The organism is Pseudomonas sp. 2835 (assembly GCF_050435905.1).
GTDB lineage: Bacteria > Pseudomonadota > Gammaproteobacteria > Pseudomonadales > Pseudomonadaceae > Aquipseudomonas.
This window is the reverse complement of record NZ_JBNDLE010000002.1, coordinates 13,187-34,402: the sequence shown is the minus strand read 5'-3', so window position 1 is coordinate 34,402 and position 21,216 is coordinate 13,187. Positions and strand designations below refer to the sequence as shown.

General features: G+C 63.7%; 21 protein-coding genes and 1 pseudogene. 13 read left to right on the top strand and 9 right to left on the bottom strand.

Annotated elements, in window-relative coordinates:
* Nucleotides 1-20: 20 nt before the first annotated feature.
* Nucleotides 21-626 carry a protocatechuate 3,4-dioxygenase subunit alpha gene (pcaG, locus tag ABIE20_RS02130; RefSeq protein WP_429502427.1) on the bottom strand — a complete coding sequence of 202 codons (606 nt, stop codon included), beginning with the start codon at nucleotides 624-626 and terminating at the stop codon, nucleotides 21-23.
* Between the two features lie 11 nt (nucleotides 627-637).
* Complete coding sequence (pcaH, locus tag ABIE20_RS02125) at nucleotides 638-1,357, bottom strand: protocatechuate 3,4-dioxygenase subunit beta (protein WP_045195856.1); 720 nt, start codon at nucleotides 1,355-1,357, stop codon at nucleotides 638-640.
* A gap of 200 nt (nucleotides 1,358-1,557) precedes the next feature.
* Here pcaH and ypfJ point away from each other — a divergent pair, with 200 nt between their 5' ends.
* From ypfJ to ABIE20_RS02110, 3 genes and pseudogenes are all read left to right on the top strand, one after another.
* Nucleotides 1,558-2,442 (top strand): KPN_02809 family neutral zinc metallopeptidase, encoded by an 885-nt coding sequence (ypfJ, locus tag ABIE20_RS02120; protein ID WP_429502425.1) that lies wholly within the window; start codon nucleotides 1,558-1,560, stop codon nucleotides 2,440-2,442.
* 198 nt (nucleotides 2,443-2,640) lie between these two features.
* Nucleotides 2,641-3,705 (top strand): annotated as a pseudogene (locus ABIE20_RS02115) (methyl-accepting chemotaxis protein); the annotation flags it as partial.
* Nucleotides 3,697-4,560, top strand: coding sequence for a methyl-accepting chemotaxis protein (locus ABIE20_RS02110; protein ID WP_371128692.1), 864 nt, complete (start codon nucleotides 3,697-3,699; stop codon nucleotides 4,558-4,560). The pseudogene ABIE20_RS02115 and the gene ABIE20_RS02110, both read left to right, overlap by 9 nt.
* Before the next feature lie 496 nt (nucleotides 4,561-5,056).
* On the opposite strand, the gene ggt is transcribed toward ABIE20_RS02110, so the two are convergent.
* The 3 genes from ggt to ABIE20_RS02095 all read right to left on the bottom strand — a co-directional run bounded on the left by ggt (nucleotide 5,057) and on the right by ABIE20_RS02095 (nucleotide 8,396).
* Nucleotides 5,057-6,724 carry a gamma-glutamyltransferase gene (gene ggt / locus ABIE20_RS02105; protein ID WP_429502423.1) on the bottom strand — a complete coding sequence of 556 codons (1,668 nt, stop codon included), beginning with the start codon at nucleotides 6,722-6,724 and terminating at the stop codon, nucleotides 5,057-5,059.
* 117 nt (nucleotides 6,725-6,841) lie between these two features.
* A complete protein-coding gene (locus ABIE20_RS02100; RefSeq protein ID WP_123564529.1) occupies nucleotides 6,842-7,738 on the bottom strand; it encodes a LysR family transcriptional regulator in 897 nt (298 codons plus the stop codon).
* Nucleotides 7,739-7,805: 67 nt separating this feature from the next.
* Nucleotides 7,806-8,396 (bottom strand): NAD(P)H-dependent oxidoreductase, encoded by a 591-nt coding sequence (locus ABIE20_RS02095; RefSeq protein WP_045195845.1) that lies wholly within the window; start codon nucleotides 8,394-8,396, stop codon nucleotides 7,806-7,808.
* 191 nt (nucleotides 8,397-8,587) lie between these two features.
* Between ABIE20_RS02095 and ABIE20_RS02090 the strand changes: the two genes are divergently transcribed.
* Nucleotides 8,588-8,902 (top strand): putative quinol monooxygenase, encoded by a 315-nt coding sequence (locus tag ABIE20_RS02090; protein WP_429502420.1) that lies wholly within the window; start codon nucleotides 8,588-8,590, stop codon nucleotides 8,900-8,902.
* Here the strand turns inward: ABIE20_RS02090 and ABIE20_RS02085 are convergent.
* Entirely contained in the window at nucleotides 8,892-9,656 is a 765-nt protein-coding gene (locus ABIE20_RS02085; protein ID WP_429502418.1) for a sulfite exporter TauE/SafE family protein, read from the bottom strand. The two genes, ABIE20_RS02090 and ABIE20_RS02085, sit on opposite strands and share 11 nt — an antisense overlap.
* Nucleotides 9,657-9,733: 77 nt before the next feature.
* Here ABIE20_RS02085 and ABIE20_RS02080 point away from each other — a divergent pair, with 77 nt between their 5' ends.
* From ABIE20_RS02080 to ABIE20_RS02050, 7 genes are read left to right on the top strand one after another with little or no spacing between them, the layout of a single operon-like run.
* Entirely contained in the window at nucleotides 9,734-10,666 is a 933-nt protein-coding gene (locus ABIE20_RS02080; RefSeq protein WP_429502416.1) for a LysR substrate-binding domain-containing protein, read from the top strand.
* Nucleotides 10,667-10,713: 47 nt separating this feature from the next.
* Nucleotides 10,714-11,319 carry a CDP-alcohol phosphatidyltransferase family protein gene (locus tag ABIE20_RS02075; RefSeq protein ID WP_429502414.1) on the top strand — a complete coding sequence of 202 codons (606 nt, stop codon included), beginning with the start codon at nucleotides 10,714-10,716 and terminating at the stop codon, nucleotides 11,317-11,319.
* Between the two features lie 30 nt (nucleotides 11,320-11,349).
* Nucleotides 11,350-13,104, top strand: coding sequence for a bifunctional alpha/beta hydrolase/class I SAM-dependent methyltransferase (locus ABIE20_RS02070; RefSeq protein ID WP_429502412.1), 1,755 nt, complete (start codon nucleotides 11,350-11,352; stop codon nucleotides 13,102-13,104).
* Nucleotides 13,104-14,423: a phosphatase PAP2/dual specificity phosphatase family protein gene (locus ABIE20_RS02065; RefSeq protein ID WP_429502410.1), complete on the top strand. Its 1,320-nt coding sequence runs from the start codon at nucleotides 13,104-13,106 to the stop codon at nucleotides 14,421-14,423. Before ABIE20_RS02070 ends, ABIE20_RS02065 begins: the two co-directional genes overlap by 1 nt.
* Entirely contained in the window at nucleotides 14,420-14,878 is a 459-nt protein-coding gene (locus ABIE20_RS02060; protein WP_429502408.1) for a hypothetical protein, read from the top strand. Before ABIE20_RS02065 ends, ABIE20_RS02060 begins: the two co-directional genes overlap by 4 nt.
* A gap of 11 nt (nucleotides 14,879-14,889) precedes the next feature.
* Nucleotides 14,890-15,513, top strand: a complete 624-nt coding sequence (locus tag ABIE20_RS02055; protein ID WP_429502406.1) for a lysophospholipid acyltransferase family protein — start codon at nucleotides 14,890-14,892, stop codon at nucleotides 15,511-15,513.
* Between the two features lies 1 nt (nucleotide 15,514).
* Nucleotides 15,515-16,447 (top strand): phosphatidate cytidylyltransferase, encoded by a 933-nt coding sequence (locus ABIE20_RS02050; RefSeq protein ID WP_045195828.1) that lies wholly within the window; start codon nucleotides 15,515-15,517, stop codon nucleotides 16,445-16,447.
* A gap of 3 nt (nucleotides 16,448-16,450) precedes the next feature.
* Here the strand turns inward: ABIE20_RS02050 and ABIE20_RS02045 are convergent, their stop codons facing one another.
* Entirely contained in the window at nucleotides 16,451-17,209 is a 759-nt protein-coding gene (locus tag ABIE20_RS02045; protein ID WP_429502404.1) for a sulfite exporter TauE/SafE family protein, read from the bottom strand.
* Nucleotides 17,210-17,310: 101 nt separating this feature from the next.
* Between ABIE20_RS02045 and ABIE20_RS02040 the strand changes: the two genes are divergently transcribed.
* Both ABIE20_RS02040 and ABIE20_RS02035 read left to right on the top strand, forming a co-directional pair.
* On the top strand, nucleotides 17,311-18,219 hold the full coding sequence (locus tag ABIE20_RS02040) for a LysR substrate-binding domain-containing protein (RefSeq protein ID WP_429502402.1): 909 nt from the start codon (nucleotides 17,311-17,313) through the stop codon (nucleotides 18,217-18,219).
* A gap of 105 nt (nucleotides 18,220-18,324) precedes the next feature.
* Nucleotides 18,325-18,669, top strand: coding sequence for a cupin domain-containing protein (locus tag ABIE20_RS02035; RefSeq protein ID WP_429502400.1), 345 nt, complete (start codon nucleotides 18,325-18,327; stop codon nucleotides 18,667-18,669).
* A 101-nt stretch (nucleotides 18,670-18,770) separates the two neighbouring features.
* On the opposite strand, the gene mmsB is transcribed toward ABIE20_RS02035, so the two are convergent.
* Nucleotides 18,771-19,658, bottom strand: a complete 888-nt coding sequence (gene mmsB, locus ABIE20_RS02030; RefSeq protein WP_038997302.1) for a 3-hydroxyisobutyrate dehydrogenase — start codon at nucleotides 19,656-19,658, stop codon at nucleotides 18,771-18,773.
* Nucleotides 19,659-19,668: 10 nt separating this feature from the next.
* Complete coding sequence (locus ABIE20_RS02025) at nucleotides 19,669-21,195, bottom strand: CoA-acylating methylmalonate-semialdehyde dehydrogenase (RefSeq protein ID WP_429502398.1); 1,527 nt, start codon at nucleotides 21,193-21,195, stop codon at nucleotides 19,669-19,671.
* Between the last annotated feature and the right edge of the window lie 21 nt (nucleotides 21,196-21,216).

The window sequence follows — 21,216 nt, the reverse complement described above, 5'->3', positions numbered from 1 at the left end:
CATGTCACTCGCTTCAACATTCAAAAATCGAAGAATACCGTCTCGCCTTCACCCTGAATGCGGATATCAAAACGATACGCCAGCTTGCCGTCTACCTCGCAACGGGTCGCCACCAGCGTCTCGCGCCGCTGCGGCTGCTCGATCAGGTTGAGCACCGGGCACTTGGCGTTGGCCTGGGCTTCGTCATCGAAGTACAGGCGGGTCTGCAGGTGGATGTTGATGCCACGGGCAAACAGACTGACGTTGATGTGCGGCGCCATCGGCACACCAGCGGCGTTGTTCACCACCCCCGGCTTGATGGTGTGCAACGTCCACTCACCGGCATCGAAGGTGGTGGCGGTACGGCCAAAGCTGTTGAAGGGTTTTTCCAGGTTGAAATCGTCCTGGTAATCGCCGCTGTGGTCGGCCTGCCAGAACTCCAGGAACGAGTCGCGCACCAGGTGGCCGTTGCCGTCATAGACGTTACCGAACACCAGGATGTGCTCGCCTGGCGCGTGCGCCTGCGCCATGCGGTTCCAGATTTCCTGGTCGCGGGTCGGGTTGCCGGCGGCCTCCTGGGCCAGGCCGATGTGCACGTAGGGGCCGGCGGTCTGCGAAGGGGTTTCCGGCAGCAGTTCGATAGGCATGGGGCACCTCCTCAGCAGTTTTCGAAGTGGGTCTTGCGTTGCCCGCGCAACACGATGTCAAAGCGGTAGGCCAGGCAATCCATGGGGTTGGCATTGCTCATGTCCAGCCGGGCGATCAGGCTCTGCACCGCGTCAGGGTTGGCAATCGACTTGACGATCGGACACATCGGAATCAACGGGTCGCCTTCGAAATACAGCTGGGTGATCAGCCGCGTGGCAATCGACGGGCCGCTGATCGACACATGGATATGCGCCGGGCGCCAGTCGTTGGGGCCATTGCGCCAGGGGTACGGGCCCGGCTTGATGGTACGGAAGCTGTAATAACCTTCGCTGTCGGTCAGGGCACGGCCGACACCGCCGAAGTTGGGGTCCAGCGGCGCCAGGTAGCGGTCATTCTTGTGCCGGTAGCGGCCACCGGCGTTGGCCTGCCAGATTTCTACCAGGGTGTGCGGAATCGGCTTGCCGTGCTGGTCGCAAACGCGCCCGGCGAGAACGATACGCTCACCGATCGGCAGGCCGCCGTTATTGAAGTTGAGCAGCAGGTCATGATCGTTAGGGCCGAATTTCAGGTGGGAGAAATCCGGGCCGGTGCTTTCGCTGATCGACTGCGGGATGCTCACCAGGGCCTGGCGCGGCGAGCGCGCGACAGAGGTCTTGTAGTCGGGGGTCAAGGCTTTCGGGTGCCAGTTGCGATCACGGATAGCGAAGCGACTGTTGTCTTGCGCAGACATGCCGTTCTCCTGTCTTGGAATTATTGGAGGGCCTGGGCGTGGCAGGCGAGCTTGCAGTTTCCGGTATGCAGGGCCCGGCGAATACTGAAAAGAACAGCGCAATACATAACCAAATGGTTATGAATAAATCAGGAACCTGACAGAGCCCCACGCCGTGAACTAATCTTTGTCCTCATGTTTCCAAGCTCCGGAGAGCACTCATGCAATGGCGAAAAGGCAGGCGTAGCGACAATGTGGTCGATGCCCGTGGCGAGGGCGGTGGCGGCATGCGCTTCGGCGGTGGCAAAGGCCTGAGCATCGGCGCGATCCTGTTGATTGTCGGGATTGGCTGGATCACCGGCCAGGACCCGCTGCAGATCCTCGGCCAGTTGGCCGGGCAAATGGGCCAGGAACAGAGCGCACCGGTCAGCCCTGGCACCGGCAAGGCGCCGCCGGCCAATGACGAGCAAGCGGAGTTCGTCCGCTCGGTGCTTGGCGACACCGAAGACACCTGGAAGGCCATCTTTGCCCAGGCCGGCCGCCAGTACAAAGACCCCAACCTGATCCTGTTCAGCGGCCAGATCAATTCGGCCTGCGGCTTTGCCTCTTCGGCGGTCGGGCCGTTCTATTGCCCGGCCGACCAGAAGGTCTACCTGGACATGAGTTTCTTCCGCGAAATGGAACAGCGCTTCTCGGCCGCCGGCGATTTTGCCCAGGCCTACGTGATCGCCCACGAAGTCGGCCACCATGTACAAACCCTGCTTGGCGTTTCGGCCAAGATCCAGGCCGCTCGCCAGCGTGGCGAGCGCATGGAAGGCGACAACGGCTTGCTGGTGCGCCAGGAGCTGCAGGCCGACTGCCTGGCCGGGGTCTGGGCCTACCAGGCGCAAAAACGCCTGAACTGGCTGGAGCCGGGTGATATCGAAGAAGCCCTGAACGCCGCCAACGCCATCGGCGACGACCGTCTGCAGCAGCAGGGCCAGGGCCGGGTGGTACCGGACTCGTTCACTCACGGCACCTCGCAACAGCGCCAGCGCTGGTTCAAGACCGGCTTCGCCAAGGGCGATATCAACCAGTGCGACACCTTCGGCGCACGCTCGCTCTGACGGTTTTTGCGGCCGCCTGAAGCCTCAGGCTGGCCGCAGAAATCCCCTGTTACCTACCGCTGATCATTTTTGCTGAAAAAGCGTTTCAGCTCCGGCGCAAGCCGCCGATAAACCCTGCTCAGAACATCGGCTGGCCATCAATAACAACAACCTTCCACCGATTCGGATCAAGAAGCACAACGTTCCTGGAGGGATTGCATGAATAGCTGGTTTGCCAACATCAGCGTCAACCTGAAACTCGGCCTGGGCTTTGGCCTGGTGCTGTTGCTTACCGGCCTGCTGGCCCTGACCGGCTGGAACAGCCTGGGCAGCCTGATCGATCGCAGCAACTGGATGAGCGACATCACCCAGCTCAACAGCGACCTGACCAACCTGCGCATCACCCGCCTGCAGTACATGCTGACCAACGGCGACGATGCAGCGGCCGGCAACGTCCAGGTCAAGCTCAATACCTTCAGCGAGCAGCAGCAAAAACTGCTCAAGAGCTTCAAGAGCCCGGAGAACATCAAGCTGCTCCAGGAGCTGGGCCAGACCATCAGCCAATACCAGGTGTCGATCAACAAGATGCGCGCCGGTTACAAGACCAGCCTGGCCGCTCGCGATTCGATGAACCAGGCTGCGGCCCGCGCCATCGAGCTGATCGAAGCGATCAACCGCGACGTGCTGGCCCTGCCCGAGGGTGACGCCAGCCGCCTGGAACAGTTCCGCACCATTACCCAGGCCAAGGAGCAACTGCTGCTGGTACGCCTGGCCGTGCGCAGCTACATCGCTGACATCAGCAGCGAGACCGAGCAACTGGCCCTGCGTCAGCTCGACACCGCCCTGGCCGAAATCGCCGGTCTGAACCGCCAGCTGCCAGGCGAAACCGCGCGCATCAAGCAGTTTGAAACCGCAGTGATGGCCTACCGTGACGCCGTACGCCAGTTCCGCGACGCCACTGCCGATATCGCCGTAGCCCGTCAGGAAATGACCGTTCAAGGCGCCGACATCGTCAAGACCAGCGACGCCCTGTACCAGATCCAACTGGACCGCCGCGACAGCGAAAGCGCCCAGGCCCGCACCCTGCAGCTGACTGCCACCTTGCTGGCACTGCTGGTCGGCGTACTGGCTGCGGTAATCATTACCCGCCAGATCACCCGCCCGCTGCGTGAAACCCTGGCTGTGGTCGAGAAGATCGCCGCCGGCGACCTGACCCATAACATGCGCGTCACCCGCCGCGACGAGCTAGGTGTGCTGCAGCAAGGCATCCAGCGCATGGGCTCGACCCTGCGTGACCTGATCACCGGCATCCGCGACGGCGTCACCCAGATCGCCAGCGCCGCCGAAGAACTCTCGGCTGTTACCGAAGAAACCAGCGCGGGGGTCAACAGCCAGAAAGTTGAAACCGACCAGGTCGCCACCGCCATGCACGAAATGGCTGCCACCGTGCAGGAAGTTGCGCGCAATGCCGAGCATGCTTCCGAGGCTGCCACCGAAGCTGATGGTCAGGCCCGTGCCGGTGACCAGGTTGTCGCCGAAGCGATCAGCCAGATCGAACGCCTGGCCGAAGAGGTGCACCGCTCCACCGAGGCCATGGGCCTGCTGCAACAGGAAAGCCAGAAGATCGGCAGCGTCATGGACGTGATCAAGTCGGTGGCCGAGCAAACCAACCTGCTGGCACTCAACGCTGCCATCGAGGCGGCCCGCGCCGGTGAAGCCGGCCGTGGTTTTGCCGTGGTCGCCGACGAAGTTCGCGGCCTGGCCCAGCGTACGCAGAAGTCCACCGAAGAGATCGAAGAGCTGGTCGCCGGCCTGCAGAGCGGTACCCAGCAGGTGGCCAACGTCATGCTCGGCAGCCGCAACCTGACCGACAGCAGCGTCGAGCTGACCCGCAAGGCCGGTGCTTCGCTGGAAAGCATCACCCGTACGGTGTCGAACATTCAGTCGATGAACCAGCAGATTGCGGCGGCGGCGGAGCAACAGAGCGCGGTGGCCGAGCAGATCAGCCGCAGCATTCTCAATGTCCGTGATGTGTCCGAGCAGACCGCAGCGGCCAGTGACGAGACGGCGGCGTCGAGCGTTGAACTGGCGCGCCTGGGTAACCAGTTACAGACCATGGTCAGCCACTTCCGCGTCTGACCCTCTGAAGCCGGGGCTGCTTTGCAGCCCATCGCCGGCAACGCCCCACAAAAGGCCTGCATGCGCCGGACCTGTAGGAGCTGGCCTTGCCGGCGATCGAGCGCGTAGCGGTCGTGATCCAGGCGCTAGCTGATGTGCTGACTGCACTGGCCTCATCGCCGGCAAGGCCGGCTCCCACAGTAGACTTGCATGTACCGGACCTGTGGGAGCAGGCCTTGCTAGCGATCGAGCGCGAAGCGGTCGCAATCCAGGCGCTAGCTGATGTTCTCACTGCACTGGCCTCATCGCCGGCAAGGCCGGCTCTCACAATGGATCGGCGTACACAGAGCCCTGTAGGAGCTGGCCTTGCCAGCGATCGAGCGCGAAGCGGTCGCAATCCAGGCGCTAGCTGATGTTCTCACTGCACTGGCCTCATCGCCGGCAAGGCCGGCTCCCACAATGGATCTGATGACAGCTGACCCTGTGGGAGCTGGCTTGCCAGCGATAGCTTCAGCACTTACTTAACGATCTGCCCCACACCCCGCCCACGCGGATCAGAAGCGGTTTCCAGCGCCGTGCCATTGACCCGGATAGCCTGGATATCGCCCATCTCCCAGCCCTGATCTTCCAGGGTGTAGCCCATTTTCTTCAGCTCTTCAGCGACCTTGCCGGTAAGCGGTGCAAAGGCATCGAAATAGATCGTGTCCTTGGGCAGCAGCTGGTGATGCACGCGTTGTGCAGCCACGGCTTTTTCCAGCGGCAGGTTGTAGTCATAGAGGTTGTTCAGCACCTGGAAGATCGAGGTGAAGATCCGCGAGCCACCCGGGGTCCCCAGTACCAGGGTGACATTGCCTTCGCGGGTCACCAGGCTCGGGGTCATCGACGAAAGCATGCGCTTGCCCGGCTCGATCGCGTTGGCATCGCCACCGACCACTCCAAAGGCGTTGGCCACGCCCGGCTTGGAGCTGAAGTCGTCCATTTCGTCGTTGAGCAAAAAGCCCGCGCCCTTGACTACCACGCCGCTGCCGTAGTCCCAGTTCAGGGTGTAGGTGTTGCTGACCGCGTTACCCTCTTTGTCGACGATGGAGAAGTGCGTGGTCTGGTGCGGTTCGAGGCCAGGGCGGACTTTCTCGGTGTCCGAGATGGCCGTCGGGTTGACCTCCTGGGCGCGCTTGGCGATGTAGTCCTTGGCGATCAGTTGCTCGACCGGTACCTTGGAGAACGCCGGGTCGCCGAGGTAGTCGGCGCGGTCGGCGAACACGCGTTTTTCGATCTCGGCCAACAGGTGGATGTAGCGTGCCGAGTTCAGCTCGACGCCCTTGAAGTCGGCGGCGCGCGCTTCCTTGATGCCCAGCAGCTGGGCCAGGGCGATGCCGCCCGAGCTTGGCAGCGGCGCGGTGTAGACCGTATTGCCACGCCAGTCGATTTTCATTGGCTCACGCCATACAGCTTTGTAGTCCTTGAGGTCGTCCTTGCTGATCAGGCCCTTGTCGGCCTGCATCTGCGCGACCAGCAGGTCAGCGGTCTTACCCTGGTAGAACTCGCTGACGCCCTTGTCGGCGATGCGTTCCAGGGTCTGCGCCAGCTCCGGCTGCTTGAAGGTCTCGCCGACTTTCATGCTGCCGAAATAATCGTTGAAGTTGGTGCTGTCCTTGAACAAGCCCAGGGCGTCCTCGCGGTACTGGTACTGTTTGGAGGCGACCTTGAAGCCATTCTTGGCGTATCCGACCGCCGGGGTCAGCAGTTCGGCCCACGGCAGTTTGCCGAATTTCTGATGCGCCTCCCACAGCCCCATCACCGTACCGGGCACGCCGGCAGCGCGGGAACCGACCAGGCTGAGGTTCTCGATGATCTCGCCCTTGTCGTCCAGGTACATGTTGCGGCTGGCGGCCTTCGGCGCGGTTTCGCGGTAGTCGAGGAAGTAGGCCTTGCCGTCGACATACAGGGTCATGAAACCACCGCCACCGATGTTGCCGGCCTCGGGGTAGGTGACCGCCAGGGTGAAGGCGGTGGCCACGGCCGCATCCACCGCGTTGCCGCCTTTTTTCAGGATATCGGCGGCGACCTGTGCACCATATTGATCGGGTGCAGCAACCGCACCGCCCTCCAGGGTAACCGCGTAAGCCGCGTTACTGGCGAGGATCGCGGCGCCGAGGGCCAGGGATCGGAACATCACAACGCGCATGAGAGCTTCCTTAGTGTTGTTTTCGTTGAACAGCCATTAAGGCTGATGTCAGACGAGTTATCAAACACCGTAGGAGTTTTCGCCGCGCATAGGCAGAAGCTGTCGCAGATGGACGCTTCAGCAGGCGTAGATCGCCAGCTTGTTCTGAATGAAATCGAGAAAGCACTGGATGCGCAGTGCCAGCTGGGTGTTGCGGTAGTACACCGCATTGATCGGCTGGCGGTAGCCGCTGTTGTGCTCGGCCAAGAGCACCTGCAGGCGCCCGCTGCGGATGTCTTCATGGGTCATGAAGTGCGACAGGCAGACGATGCCCTCACCGGCCAGGGCCAGTTCGCGCAGGGTTTCACCGCTGGAGGCCGACAGCGCCGGGCGGATCAGCAGGCGGTCGCCTTCGGCATGGCGCAGCGGCCAGTGGTTGAGGGTCTCGGTCTGGGTAAAGCCAAGCAGCGCGTGGCCTTGCAGCTCTTCAACCCGCTCGGGTGTGCCATGCCGGGCCAGGTACTCGGGGCTGGCCAGCAGGTTCAACGGGCTGCAACCAAGGGCACGGGCATGCAGGCTGGAGTCGGCCAGCTCGCCGATGCGAATGGCGACGTCGGTACTCTGCTCGATCAGGTCGATGATCAGGTCGCTGGTGTTCAGCTCCAGCTGGATCTGCGGGTACAGCGCGCGAAACTCACCAACCCAGGGCACGATGGCGTGCAACATGAACGGCAGCGCGGCGTTGATACGCAAGCGCCCGGACGGGGTCTGGTGGTGCACCGACAGGTGCTCTTCGAGTTCGTCCATCTGCTGCAGGATCGACTTGGCCCGCTCGAAGAAAAACCGCCCTTCCTCGGTCAGGTCCATGCGCCGGGTGGTGCGGTTGATCAGGGTGGTGCCGAGCTTGGTTTCCAGGCGCGACAGGGTCCGGCTGATTGCCGACGGCGTCTGCCCGCCCTGCTCGGCGGCCGCGGAAATCGAGCCGCACTCGATCACCGAGACGAACACCTGCAATTCATCGGACCTGGCTTTCACGGCTGTACCCCGGGGTTGGCAACAGCCGTGATAGATAGCCGCTTGGCGCGCCTTGCGCAAGGCTTCATCAGGCTTGAGTCTGGAAAACCTCGGCCAGGTGCTGCTCGTAGGCGGCCACGGCGGCTTCAACGTTGGGGCGCTTCATCACGTCCACCGCAAGGTAAGTCGGCAGGCCGCTCATGCCAAGGAACTGGTTGGCCTTGTGGAACGGGAAGTACACCGCGTCCACGCCCTTGCCTTCGAAGAAGTCGGCCGGGTCGTCAAACGCCTGCTGCGGCGCGTTCCAGGTCAGCGACAGCATGTACTGCTTGCCCTGGATCAGGCCGCCGCTGCCGTACTTTTGCGACGCATCGGAACGGGTGCGGCCGTCGTTGGCGTAGAGACTGCCATGGCCGGCGGTGAAGACTTCGTCCAGGTACTGCTTGACGGTCCACGGCGCGCCCATCCACCAGCCGGGCATCTGATAGATGATGACGTCGGCCCAGAGAAACTTCTGCACTTCTTCGGCGTTGTCGTAGCCGCCATCGATGTAGGTGGTTTTCACATCGAACCCTGCGCGGTCCAGGAAGGCCAGCGCGGCTTCGTGCAGGGTTTCGTTCAGGCGGCCATCGGAGTGGGCGAATTTTTTACCACCGTTGAGCAACAGGACTTTTTTCATGGGTGCCTCATCTGTTTTCGATCAGGGGCAGCGGAGCCTGTGACCGAGTGAATTTGATGGCGGCAGAATAGAGGCCGGCCTCGCGGGGAAACAGACGCGCCGGGGCAAAATACATTTGACTAAAAAGCACGAATCCAGAGTTTATTGTTGCCTTAGAATCGATTCACCCCCTTTCATTCAGAGGCCTGTTCATGAGCGAGCAGTACGGTTTCATCCTCAAAGCCAAGACCCGTCCACAAATGTCCGAGTCCTTCGAAGCGCTGTTTCGCGCTTACGTCGAGCCCAGCCGCCAAGAGCCGGGCTGCATCGAATACCACATGCTGCGCGACCAGCAGGACCCAAGCCTGTTCGTGTTCTACGAGATCTGGGCCAGCAAGGCCGCGCTGGATGTGCACTCGGCCCTGCCGCACATGGCGGCGTTCTTCGAAAAGCGCATGGACTACCTGGAGCGCGACTTCGATATCCAGCTGATCGAAATGCTCAGCCCCTCATCCGCTAGCCGTTGAGCAACAGGTGCGTGCCGAGCAGCGCCAGGCCGATAAAGAAGCAGCGCTTGAACAGCACCGCGCTGATGCGCTGACGCAGCCACTGGCCGCCGAGCATGCCCAATAGCGCCGGCGCCAGCACCAGCAATGATGCGCCCAGGGCCTGTGCACCCAGCGCATCCTGGCCCGCCAGGCCGATCGCCAGGGCCAGGGTCGAGACGCTGAACGACAGGCCCAGGGCCTGGACCATTTCCTCGCGGCTCAGGCCCAGGCTCTGCAAGTAAGGCACGGCCGGAATCACAAACACCCCGGTGGCCGCCGTGATGACCCCGGTGATCAATCCGCAGAACGGCCCGAGCCAGGCTTCATGCGCAGGCGCCAGACTCATTCCGCGGCCGACCAGGCCATACAGCGCATACACCAGCAACGCCCCACCCAGAGCATGCGCCGCCCAGGCGCCACTGTTGATGCCCAGCCAGGCGCTGCCCAGCAAGGTGCCGACAAAGATCAGCGCCAGCATCGGCCACAACCTTTTCAGCAAGGCGCGCAAGTGCCCACCAAAGGCCAGTTGCCAGAGGTTAGTCAAGGTCGATGGCACAATCAGCAGGGCCGCTGCCTGCGCCGGAGACATAGCCATGCCGAGCAGGCCCATGGCGATGGTCGGCAGGCCAAGGCCGATCACCCCCTTGACCGCACCGGCCAGCACGAAGGTGACAATAACCAGCAGCGACAGCGCTGGACCGATATCCTGATAGAAGCCGAAAAAGGTAGTCATGGCGCTATCCTGCACTTCGCCACCCAGAGTGAAAATCTGCCATATACTCAGCCAGACTATTGCTCAGGAAGAGGCTGATGCATTTCGATCTGATTGACCTGCGCCTGTTCCAGCACACCCTGGAGTGCGGCAACATCACCGCCGGCGCCCAGCGCAGCCACCTGTCGCTGCCGGCCGCCAGCGCGCGTATCCGCGCCATGGAAAGCTCACTGGGCACGCCGCTGCTCGAACGCAACCGCCGCGGGGTGCAGGCCACGCCTGCCGGGCAGGCGCTGCTGCAACATGCGCGACTGATCGCCCAGCAGGTCGAGCGCCTGCAGTTCGACCTCGGGCAATACGCCAAGGGCCTGCAGGGCCAAGTGCGGCTGTTGTGCAATACCGCAGCGCTGACCGAATACCTGCCGGAATTGCTCGCCGGGTTTCTCGAGCAGCACCCGGCGATCGATATCGACATTCACGAGTTGCCAAGCCTACGCATCGTCCAGGCGATCACCCAGGGCGTGGCGGATATCGGCATCATCTCCAGCGCGGTGGCCAGCGAACACCTGCAAACCCTGGCGTTTCGCGACGACCCGCTGGTGCTGATCATGTCGCCCGCGCACCCGCTGGCCGCCAACCCCAACCTGCGCTTTGCCGACACCCTCGGCCACGGCTACGTTGGCCTGCAAGCCGACAGCGCCCTGGCCCTGCACCTTGAAGAGCAAGCCCTGCACCTGGGCCGGCGCTTGCAGGTGCGGGTGCGCGCCGATGGGTTTGACGGGGTGATCCGCATGGTCGCCCATGGCGCGGGCCTGGGCATCGTGCCAAAGGCTGCGGTGCAGCGCTGGCAGGGGTTGCTGGCGTTGCACAGCCAGGCGCTGCACGAGCCGTGGGCCAAGCGCCAACTACACCTGTGCAGCCGGGATTTTGCCAGCCTGCCCGGGCATGCGCGGGCCTTGCTCGACTGCCTGAGTGCCGGCGCTATTGCTCCGGCAGGGGCAATCCACCGACAATCGCCCCCGCGGACGTAGCTGTTGCTGCACTGATCGCCAACCGAGTCGTAAAAGGGAGTTTCACCGTGCCGTCGATCTACCAGCTCAAACCCCGCTTTCAGGCGCTGTTGCGCCCGACGGTCGAGCGCCTGTACCAACGCGGCGTCACTGCCAACCAGGTAACCCTGAGCGCCGCCGTGGTTTCCGTCCTGCTCGGCCTGTTGCTGGCCTGGCTGCCACAGGTCGCCTGGCTGTTCGCCCTGGTGCCGGTATGGATGCTGCTGCGCATGGCCCTCAATGCCATCGACGGCATGCTCGCCCGCGAATTCGGCCAACAATCGAAGCTTGGCGCCTACTACAACGAACTCTGCGACCTGATTGCCGACAGCGCCCTGTACCTGCCCTTCGCGCTGTTGCCGGGTGTGTCCTCGGCGCTGGTGGTGATCGTCGTACTGGCGGCGCTGATCAGCGAATACGCCGGGGTCATGGGCCCGCTGGTGGGCGCTGAACGCCGCTACGACGGCCCCATGGGCAAAAGCGACCGCGCCTTTGCCTTCGGCGTGCTCGGCGCCGGCGTTGCCAGCGGCCTGTTGCCGGCCAGCTGGCTCAACGGCGTGCTGCTGGTGATCTTGCTGCTCTCGCTCTATACCCTCTACAACCGGGTCAGCTGCGGTCTGGCGCAAACCCGCTGAAGCTCTTTGTGCCAGATAAGGATATTTGCCATGCGCAACGCGCAATCGCTGCACTTCACCACCCACGACGGCGTCGAACTGCATTACCGCCACTGGCCCGCCGACGTTGCTGACGACCAGCCGCGCCGCGCGGTGGTGCTGTTCCACCGCGGCCACGAACACGGCGGGCGCATGGCCCATCTGGCCGATGAGCTGCAACTGCCCGACCACGACTTCTTCGCCTGGGACGCCCGGGGCCACGGCCAGTCCCCCGGCGCCCGTGGCGACAGCCCGAGCTTCGCCTGCAGCGTGCGCGATGTGCAGACCTTCATCGAACACATTGCCCGCGAGCACGGCATCGCCGAAGAGGACATGGCGGTGCTGGCGCAAAGCGTCGGCGCCGTACTGATCGCCACCTGGGCCCACGACTACGCGCCCAAGGTGCGCTGCCTGGTACTGGCCTCGCCGGCCTTCAAGGTCAAGCTCTACGTGCCCTTCGCCCGTCCGGGGCTGAAGCTGATGCGCGCCTGGCGCGGCAACTTCTTCGTCAACAGCTACGTCAAGCCGCGCCTGCTCAGCCACGACCCCGAGCGCATTGCCTCGTACGAAAGCGACCCGCTGATCAGCCGGCCGATTTCAGTGACCATGCTGCTTGGCCTGTATGAAGCCGCCGACCGCGTGGTGGCCGATGCCCAGGCGATCCAGGTGCCGACCCAGCTGTTGATTTCCGGCGCCGACTTCGTGGTCAAGCGTAAACCCCAGGAGCAGTTCTTCGAACGCCTGGGCAGCGCGCACAAAGAGAAACACATCCTCCCCGGATTCTTCCACGACACCCTTGGCGAGCGTGACCGCAGCCATGCCCTGGCGCGGATCCGGCGGTTTATCGAACACTGCTTCAGCCTCGCGCCGCAGCGCCCTTCGCTGCTCGCTGCCGACCAACTGGGCGCCAGCTGCGCCGAGGCCGAAAGCCTCGCCGCGCCGCTGCCGCGCAACTCGCCGGCTGATCTTTACTGGCGTGCCACCCGTGCCGGCCTACGGCTGGGCAAGGGTTTGTCGGACGGGGTCAAGCTGGGTTTTGACACCGGCTTCGACTCGGGCAGCACCCTGGACTACATCTACCGCAACCAGCCCACCGGCAAGGGCGCGATCGGGCGCATGATCGACCAGAACTACCTCAACGCCATCGGCTGGCGCGGCATCCGCCAGCGCAAACTGCATGTCGAAGAGCTACTGCGCCTGGCCATCGAACGCCTGCGTGAACAGGGCAAGCCGGTGGATATCGTCGATATCGCTGCCGGCCATGGCCGCTACATCCTCGAAGCGCTGCAGGGCCTGGAACGCAAGCCGGAGTCGATCCTGCTGCGCGACTACAGCGAGCTCAATGTCCAGCAGGGCAGCGCGCTGATCGCCGAAAAGGGCCTGGCCGAGATTGCCCGCTTCGTCCAGGGTGATGCCTTCGATACCCAGAGCCTGGCCAGCCTCGATCCACGCCCGACCCTGGCGGTGGTTTCGGGCCTGTATGAGCTGTTTGCCAGCAACCAGATGGTTGGCGATTCCCTGGGCGGCCTGGCCCAGGCGGTGGAGCCCGGTGGTTACCTGGTGTACACCGGCCAACCCTGGCACCCGCAACTGGAGATGATCGCCCGCGCCCTGACCAGCCACCGCGCTGGCCAGGCCTGGGTGATGCGCCGGCGCAGCCAGGTGGAAATGGACCAACTGGTCGAGGCGGCAGGCTTTCGCAAGGTCTGCCAGCGTATCGATGAGTGGGGCATCTTCAGCGTCAGCCTGGCCCAGCGGGTCGTTTGATGAGCACGGCGCGCGAGCCAGGCTTGATCAAGCGCGGGGTGCTCTGGCTGCTGTTGCTGGGGCCGCTGTTCTTTCTCAGCTACGGCCTGACCAACACCTACACCGCCGGGCGCAGCGACGTCGGCAGCCTGGTGTTCGCCTGGGAAGGCGGCATCCCGCTGTGGCCCTGGACCATCATCCCCTACTGGTCGATCGACCTGCTCTACGGGTTGTCGTTCCTGTTGCCGCTAAGCCGCCTGGAGATGGACCGCCACGCCCTGCGCCTGCTCAGCGCGCAGGTCATCTGCATCCTCGGCTTTCTGCTCTGGCCGCTGCGCTTTACCGTCGAGCGGCCCGCGCTGGATGGCCTGTTCGGCTGGCTGTTCGATGTGCTGATGGGTTTTGACAAACCCTTCAACCAGGCGCCGTCCCTGCACATCGCCTTGCTCGTGATCATCTGGGCGATGTTTGCCCGGCATATCCACGCCAGGCTGCCGCGCTTGCTGGTGCATGGCTGGATGGCGTTGATCGGCATTTCGGTGCTGACCACCTGGCAACATCACTTTATCGACCTGCCCAGCGGTGCGCTGGTGGGGGTGCTGTGTTGCTGGCTGTGGCCGGTTGCGGGTCAGCCGGTACTGCGCCCGATGCACCTTGCCCGTGATCCGCAGCGCTGGCGCCTGGCCTTGCGTTACTTCGCCGGCGCCGCCCTGCTGGGTGGTCTGGCGTTGTACCTTGCAGGCGCTGCCCTGTGGCTGTTGTGGCCGGCGGTGGCGCTGCTGGTGGTGGCACTCAACTACGCGCAACTGGGCGCCGAAGGTTTTCAGAAAAGCGCCAACGGCCAGCTGTCGTACGCCGCACGCTGGCTGCTGGCGCCCTACCTGATCGGCGCCTGGCTCAATTCGCGCTGGTGGACCCGGCGCCATCCGCAAGCGGATGAAGTCTGCGACGGCGTGTACCTGGGGCGGATTCCGGGCAAAGGGCAAGGGGCGCAGTTCGCCGCCATCGTCGACCTGTGCGCCGAACTGCCCGCCTCGGTTGCCCCGGGCCAGGCTTACTGTGGCCTGCCCAGCCTCGACCTGGTGGTACCTACGGCCGAACGCTGCCGCGAAGCGGCGGCGGCCATCGAACAACTGCGCAGCCAGGGCCCGGTGCTGGTTTGCTGCGCGCTCGGTTATTCGCGCAGCGCCAGCGCCGTGGCCGCCTGGCTGGTGCTCAGCGGCCGCTGCGCCAATGCCGGGCAAGCGCAGCAACGCATCAGCCAGGCACGCCCCGGGGTGGTCCTACATCCGCAGCACCTGCGGGTAATTGAACGCCTGCAAACGGAGCCCTGCCTGTGAGCGCCACAATCCATCTGGCCGTGGTCGCCAGCCTGCTCAAACGCGGACGCCAGGTCGAGCGCCTGGCCGACGGCATCAGCCTGCTGGCGGTGTTGCTTGGCCTGGCGGCGCTGCTGATCGAATCGCCTGCCCCAGGTTACTGCGCAGTACTGAGCAGCCTGTTGTTGCTGGCCGGCTTGCTGCAAAAGTTCTTCGCCATGCGCGTCGCGCTGGATGCCGAACTGTTTGCCCACCTGGCCACGCGCAGCGATCAGCTTGGGCAACACACCCAGGCCCTGGACCAGTCATTGTTCGCCCTGGGCCTGAAAGCCAACCCGGTCGATCACCGCGACTGGCAGGCACGCGGCCTGGCGGCCTTGGGCCTGCTGCGCAAACAACTGCTGTGCTTTGCCGTACAAGCCGTGCTGGCGCTGGCCGGCATGCTGCTTTTGCCCTTGCTTCACTTCGCCGGATAAGGACCTTGCCCATGCTTGCTGCCCTCACCGCCTTTGCCATCACCTCGGTCGCCCGCCTGATCACTGGCGCCCGCGCCTTGTGGCTGGGCTGCACGCCGCAACCGGTGCAACGGCTGTACTACGCCAACCACAGCAGCCACGGCGACTTCGTGCTGATCTGGGCCTCGCTGCCCCAACCGCTGCGCCAGCACACGCGGCCGGTGGCCGGTGCCGATTACTGGCAAAAACCTGGGATCCGCCAGTTCCTGATCAAGCGGGTGTTCAATGGCGTGCTGATCGACCGTCAGCACAACGACGCCACAAGCAACCCCTTGCAGCCGATCCAGGATGCACTGGCCCAGGGCGATTCGCTGATCTTCTTTCCCGAAGGCACGCGCAACCTCAGCGACGAGCCGTTGCTGGCGTTCAAGAGCGGCCTGTTCCACCTGGCCAGCGCCCACCCGCAGGTCGAGGTGATCCCGGTGTGGATCGCCAACCTCAACCGGGTCATGCCCAAGGGCCGCGCCCTGCCGTTGCCCTTGCTGTGCACCCTGAGTTTTGGCGAGCCGCTGCACCTGCAAGCGGACGAAAGCAAGCACGCGTTTCTCGACCGGGCCCGCCAGGCCCTGTTGGCCCTGGCCCCGAAGGAATCCTGAGATGGACAACAACACCCTTTCGCTGTTTGCCGGCATCGGCGGCCTGCTGCTGCTCGCCAGCCTGATTGGCCGCCTGCTCAAATGGCGCGCCGGCCCCGCCCCCCACGCGGTGATCGACAACCTCAACGCGCGGATCAACGCCTGGTGGGTGATGGTCCTGGTCATCGGCCTGGCGTTTCTGTTCGGCAAGCTGGGGGTGATCCTGCTGTTCTATTGCGTGTCGTTCTACGCCTTGCGTGAATTCCTCACCCTGACACCCACCCGGCGCAGCGACTACCCGGCACTGGTCGCGGCCTTTTACGTGGCCCTGCCGGTGCAGTACCTGCTGATCGCCATGGACTGGTACGGGCTGTTCAGCATTTTCATCCCGGTCTACCTGTTCCTGCTGCTGCCGATCCTCGCCAGCTTCGGCGGCGACACCACGCGCTTTCTCGAGCGTGCCTCGAAGGTGCAGTGGGGCTTGATGATCGCGGTCTACTGCCTGTCTTCGGTACCGGCCTTGATGACCCTGGACATCCCCGGCTACGAAGGCCGCAACCTGCTGCTGATCGCCTGGCTGATCCTCGTGGTGCAGATCTCCGATGTGCTGCAGTACGTCTGCGGCAAGCTGTTCGGCAAGCACAAGGTGGCGCCCAAGCTGTCGCCGTCAAAGACCGTCGAAGGCCTGGTCGGCGGCGTGGCCCTGGCCACCCTGATCGGCGCCACCCTGTGCTGGATCACGCCGTTCAGCTTCTGGCAGGCGGCGCTGATGGCCCTGACCGTCAACCTCATGGGCTTTGCCGGCGGCCTGGTGATGTCAGCGATCAAGCGCGATCGCGGCGTCAAGGACTGGGGCCACATGATCGAAGGCCACGGCGGCATGCTCGACCGCATGGACTCGGTATGCTTTGCCGCGCCGGTGTTCTTCCACTTCGTGCGTTACTGGTGGGCGTAAGCGTTAAGCCAACAGGTCGTAGGACAGCTTGCCGATCAAGATCAGCAGCAACACCAGGAACAGTGCGCGAACGAAGGGTACGCCCTTGCGCACTGCCAGCCAGGTGCCGGTCAGCGCGCCAAGAATGTTGAAGGCGGCCATGGGAATGGCGATCAGGTACAGCACGTTGCCGGTAGGAATGAAGAACATTAGCGCAGCGACGTTGGTGGCGATGTTCACCAGTTTCGCCGACGCCGAGGCATGCAGGAAGTCGAAGGCAAAGCAGCGAATGAACAGGAAGATCAGGAAGCTGCCGGTGCCGGGCCCGAACAGGCCGTCATAAAAGCCGATGGCACCGCCGATGACGATCGCCAGCATTTTTTCGCGAGTGCCGATACGCATCGGCTTGTGCAGGGCGCCGAAGTCCTTTTTCCAGAAGGTGTAGATCGCCATCAGCACGATCAGCACCAGCACCGCCGGGCGCATCAGCCCTTGCGGCACCAGCGACACCGTTGCGGCGCCGACGAACGCCATGACAAAGGCCGCACAGGCTGCCGGAACCACCAACCCCCAGTCGATCACCACCTTGCGTACGAACGAGCGGGCGGCAAACGCCGTGCCGCAGGCCGAGGCAACTTTGTTGGTGCCCAGCAACGCAGCCGGGGGCGACGCCGGCAGCACGTTGAACAGCGCCGGAATCTGGATCAGCCCGCCACCACCGACTGCCGCATCGATCAGCCCGGCGGCAAAGGCAAACACGCAAAGAACAACGATATCGACCATGGTTTCAGGCTCTGGCAGTCAAGGATGGGCGCGCCAAGGTTAACCAACCCCCGGGTTTTGTGTTGCAATGCCATATTGCAAAAACTGCAACGAGGTAGTGCATGGCCCTGGATATGCTCGCGGAGCTGGAAGCCTTCGCAATGGTTGCCCGCAAGCGCAGTTTCGTCGCTGCGGCACGCGCCCTGGGCCGCTCGCCCAGTGCTGTGACCCGTGCCGTGCAAGCCCTGGAAGAAAACGCCGGGGCCAAACTGTTAAACCGCTCGGCCAATGCCGTGAGCCTCACTGAAGCCGGCGAACGCTTGCTGCCCTATGCCAACAAAATGCTTGATCTGCAACGCGAGGCCGATGAAGAGTTAGCCGGGCTCAGCGGCCTGGCTTGCGGCTGGGTGCGGTTTAGCGCCCCCGAATCACTGGCGCCGGTATTGCCCGGTTTGATAGCGCACTATGGCGAACGCTACCCGCAGGTGAACGTCGATGTGATCTTCAGCGACGAGCCTATCGACCCGGCCAAGAGCAAACTGGACTTCGCCATTCGTGGCGCCTTTGCCCAGGACAGCGAACTGATCGGCTACCCGCTGTGGCGCTACTCACGTTCGCTGTACGCCAGCCCTGCTTACCTGGAAAAGCATGGCATGCCCGCATCGATCGAGGCGCTGGAAGCACACGCGCTGATCCTGCATACCGCGCCGCGGATCCTCAAGGAATGGAAGTTTCGCAGCGTCGATCAGGCCGTCAGCCTGCGGGTGCATCCGAAGTTTCGTTTCAGCTCCGGGGTCGCGGTATTCCAGGCCGCCCTGGCCGGTGTCGGCATCGCCCGCCTGGCCGACTGGCTGGCCGAACCCGAAGTGCAGGCCGGGCGCCTGCAGCGGGTTTGTGCCGAGTACCGGCTGACCGCCAGCAACGGCGACAGCCCACAAATGCACGCGGTGTACCCGGCCGGCAGCTTGCCGCAGCGAGTCAAGGCGCTGCTGGAAGTGATCCGCAGCTTTGGTGACAGCCTCGATCGCTAATCACGGGTTTGCGCTCCCAGACACCCCAAGGTCGAGACCAGACATCTGCCGGGCACCGATCACGCCTATGGTGATGGACCTTTGAGTCATCCTCTGGAGCCTGGAATGTCCGATTTCATCACCGTGCTGCGCGAGACCTGCCCTACCCCCGTGCTGGATGCGACCAAGTGGCAACGCATCGGCGGCGACCCGCACACCGTCAACCTCAATGCCTATGTATCGGCCGATGGCAGCAAGATCATGGGCACCTGGATCTGTACGCCGGGCAAGTTCCAGGTCAGTTACGAGAAGTGGGAGTATTGCCATTTTCTGGACGGCTACTGCGTGATCACCCCGGAAGGTGAGCAGCCGGTGCACCTGAAGGCCGGTGATGTGTTCGTCATCGAACCTGGGATGAAAGGCACCTGGGAGGTGGTGGAGACGGTGCGCAAGTATTTCGTTTTTGCCTGATGCCGGGGCTGCCTTCGCAGCCCCTCGCTGGCAAGGCCAGCTCCCACAGAATGATGTGTGCGCAGTACCTGTGGGAACCAGCCTTGCTGGCGATGCTCTTTTTACTCGGGCTTGCGGTAACCTTCGACAATCGCCGAGAAATCCTTGCCACCCTCGCCGCGCAAGCTCATCGCCTGGTACAGCTGCTGGGCCACTGCGCCGAGAATCACTGGCTGGTGTGCCTGACGCGCGGCTTCTGTCGCCAGCCCCAGGTCCTTGAGCATCAGCTCGGCACCAAAGCCACCGGTATAGCCGCGCGATGCCGGGGCCGTCTCGATGATGCCCGGCCACGGGTTGTAGGTGTCCGAACTCCAGCAACGACCGGTCGAGCTGTTGATGATCCCGGCCAGCACCTTGGTGTCGATCCCCAACGCGTTGCCCAGGGCCATGGCCTCGGACACGCCGATCATCGAGATGCCCAGCAGCAGGTTGTTGCAGATCTTGGCGATCTGCCCGGTGCCGACCTCACCGCAATGGACGATGTTGCGGCCCATCTGCGCCAGTACCGGCTGCAGGGTGGCGAACAGCGTGTCGCTGGCGCCGACCATGAAGGTCAGGGTGCCGGCTGCGGCGCCGCCGGTACCACCGGACACCGGCGCATCGGCAAGGTCAACGCCCTGCTTGGCCGCAGCGGCTGCTACGTCACGGGCGGTCTGCGGGTCGATGGTGCTGCAGTCGACCACCGGGGTCCCGGCCTTGACACCGGCCAGCACGCCATCTTCGTTAAGGTACACACCGCGCACATGGGCGGCGGCCGGCAGCATGGTGATCACCAGTTCGCTCTGCTGCGCGGCGTCACGCGGCGAGCTGCTGATCTGCCCGCCGAGCTCGGCAAGTTCGGCCAGCACGGTCTTGTTCAGATCGAACAGGTTCAACTGGTGCCCGGCCTTGATCAGGTTGCGGGCCATGGGCGCGCCCATGTTGCCCAGGCCGATGAATGCGATACGCATGATGAGCTCCTTAGCGCAGGCTGATGGTGGTGTTCACGCCATCGTTGACGCTGTCATCATCGAACCAGCGGCTGGTGACGGTCTTGGTCTGAGTGTAGAACTGCACCACCTGTTTGCCGTACGGGCCCAGATCGCCGAGCTTGGAGCCGCGCGAGCCGGTGAAACTGAAGAACGGCACCGGCACCGGAATCGGGATGTTGATGCCGACCTGGCCGACGTCGATCTCGTTCTGGAACTTGCGCGCCGCCGCGCCGCTCTGGGTGAACAGGCCGGTGCCGTTGCCGAAGGGGTTGCGGTTGACCAGGGCAATGGCTTCGTCGAGGGTGTCGACTTCCAGTACCACCAGCACCGGGCCGAAAATTTCCTGGGTGTAGATCTGCATGTCGGTGGTCACCCCGGAGAACAGGGTCGGGCCGACGAAGTTGCCCTGCTCGTAGCCCGGCACGCTGACCTCACGACCGTCGAGCTCGAGCTTGGCGCCTTCCTTGATGCCGCTTTCGATCAGGCCCAGCACCCGCTCCTTGGCACGTTTGGAAATCAGCGGGCCGACATCGGTGCCCGGCTCGCTGCCAGCGTTGACCTTGAGCTTGGAGGCCAGCTCCTTGAGCTCCGGCAGCCACTCGCGGGCCTTGCCCACCAGTACCGCCACCGAGGTGGCCATGCAGCGCTGGCCGGCCGCGCCGAAACCGGCACCGACCAGGGCATTGAGGGTTTGCGTGCGGTTGGCGTCCGGCAGCACCACGGCGTGGTTCTTGGCGCCCATCATCGATTGCACGCGCTTGCCGTGCTGGCCAGCCAGGTTGTAGACGTGGGTGCCGACCTCGGTTGAGCCGACGAAAGAGATCGCCTTGATATCGCTATGGGTGCACAGCGCATCGACCACCTGCTTGCCACCATGCACGACGTTGAGCACGCCGGCCGGCACACCGGCTTCGACTGCCAGCTCCACCAGCAGCATGGTCGACAACGGGTCCTGCTCGGAAGGCTTGAGTACGAAGGTGTTGCCGCAGACGATAGCCATCGGGAACATCCACAGCGGGATCATCGCCGGGAAGTTGAACGGGGTGATACCGGCACAGACGCCGATCGGCTGGCGCAGGGTGTAGGTGTCGACGCCACCGGCAACGTTCTCGGCGAACTCGCCCATCTGCAAGGTACCGATGCTGCAGGCATGCTCGACCACTTCCAGGCCACGGAAGATATCGCCTTCGGCATCGGCAATGGTCTTGCCCTGTTCTGCGCTGAGGACTACGGCGATGCGCTTGGAGTGTTCGCGGATCAGCGCCTGCAGCTTGAGCATGATGCGCATGCGCGCGCCGATCGGGGTGTCGCGCCAGGTCTTGAACGCACGTTGGCCGGCGGCGATGGCGGCGTCGACTTCTTCGGCGGTGGCGAAGGGTACGCGGGCCAGTACTTGCTGGGTAGCCGGGTTGACCACGTCGCGCCATTCGCTGGTTTTCGATTCGACCCATTGGCCGTCGATCAGCAGCTTGACCTGCTCGACCTTGGTCTGGCCGGGAGTAAGGGATGCGTTCATGTGCGTTCTCCTGAAATTGTT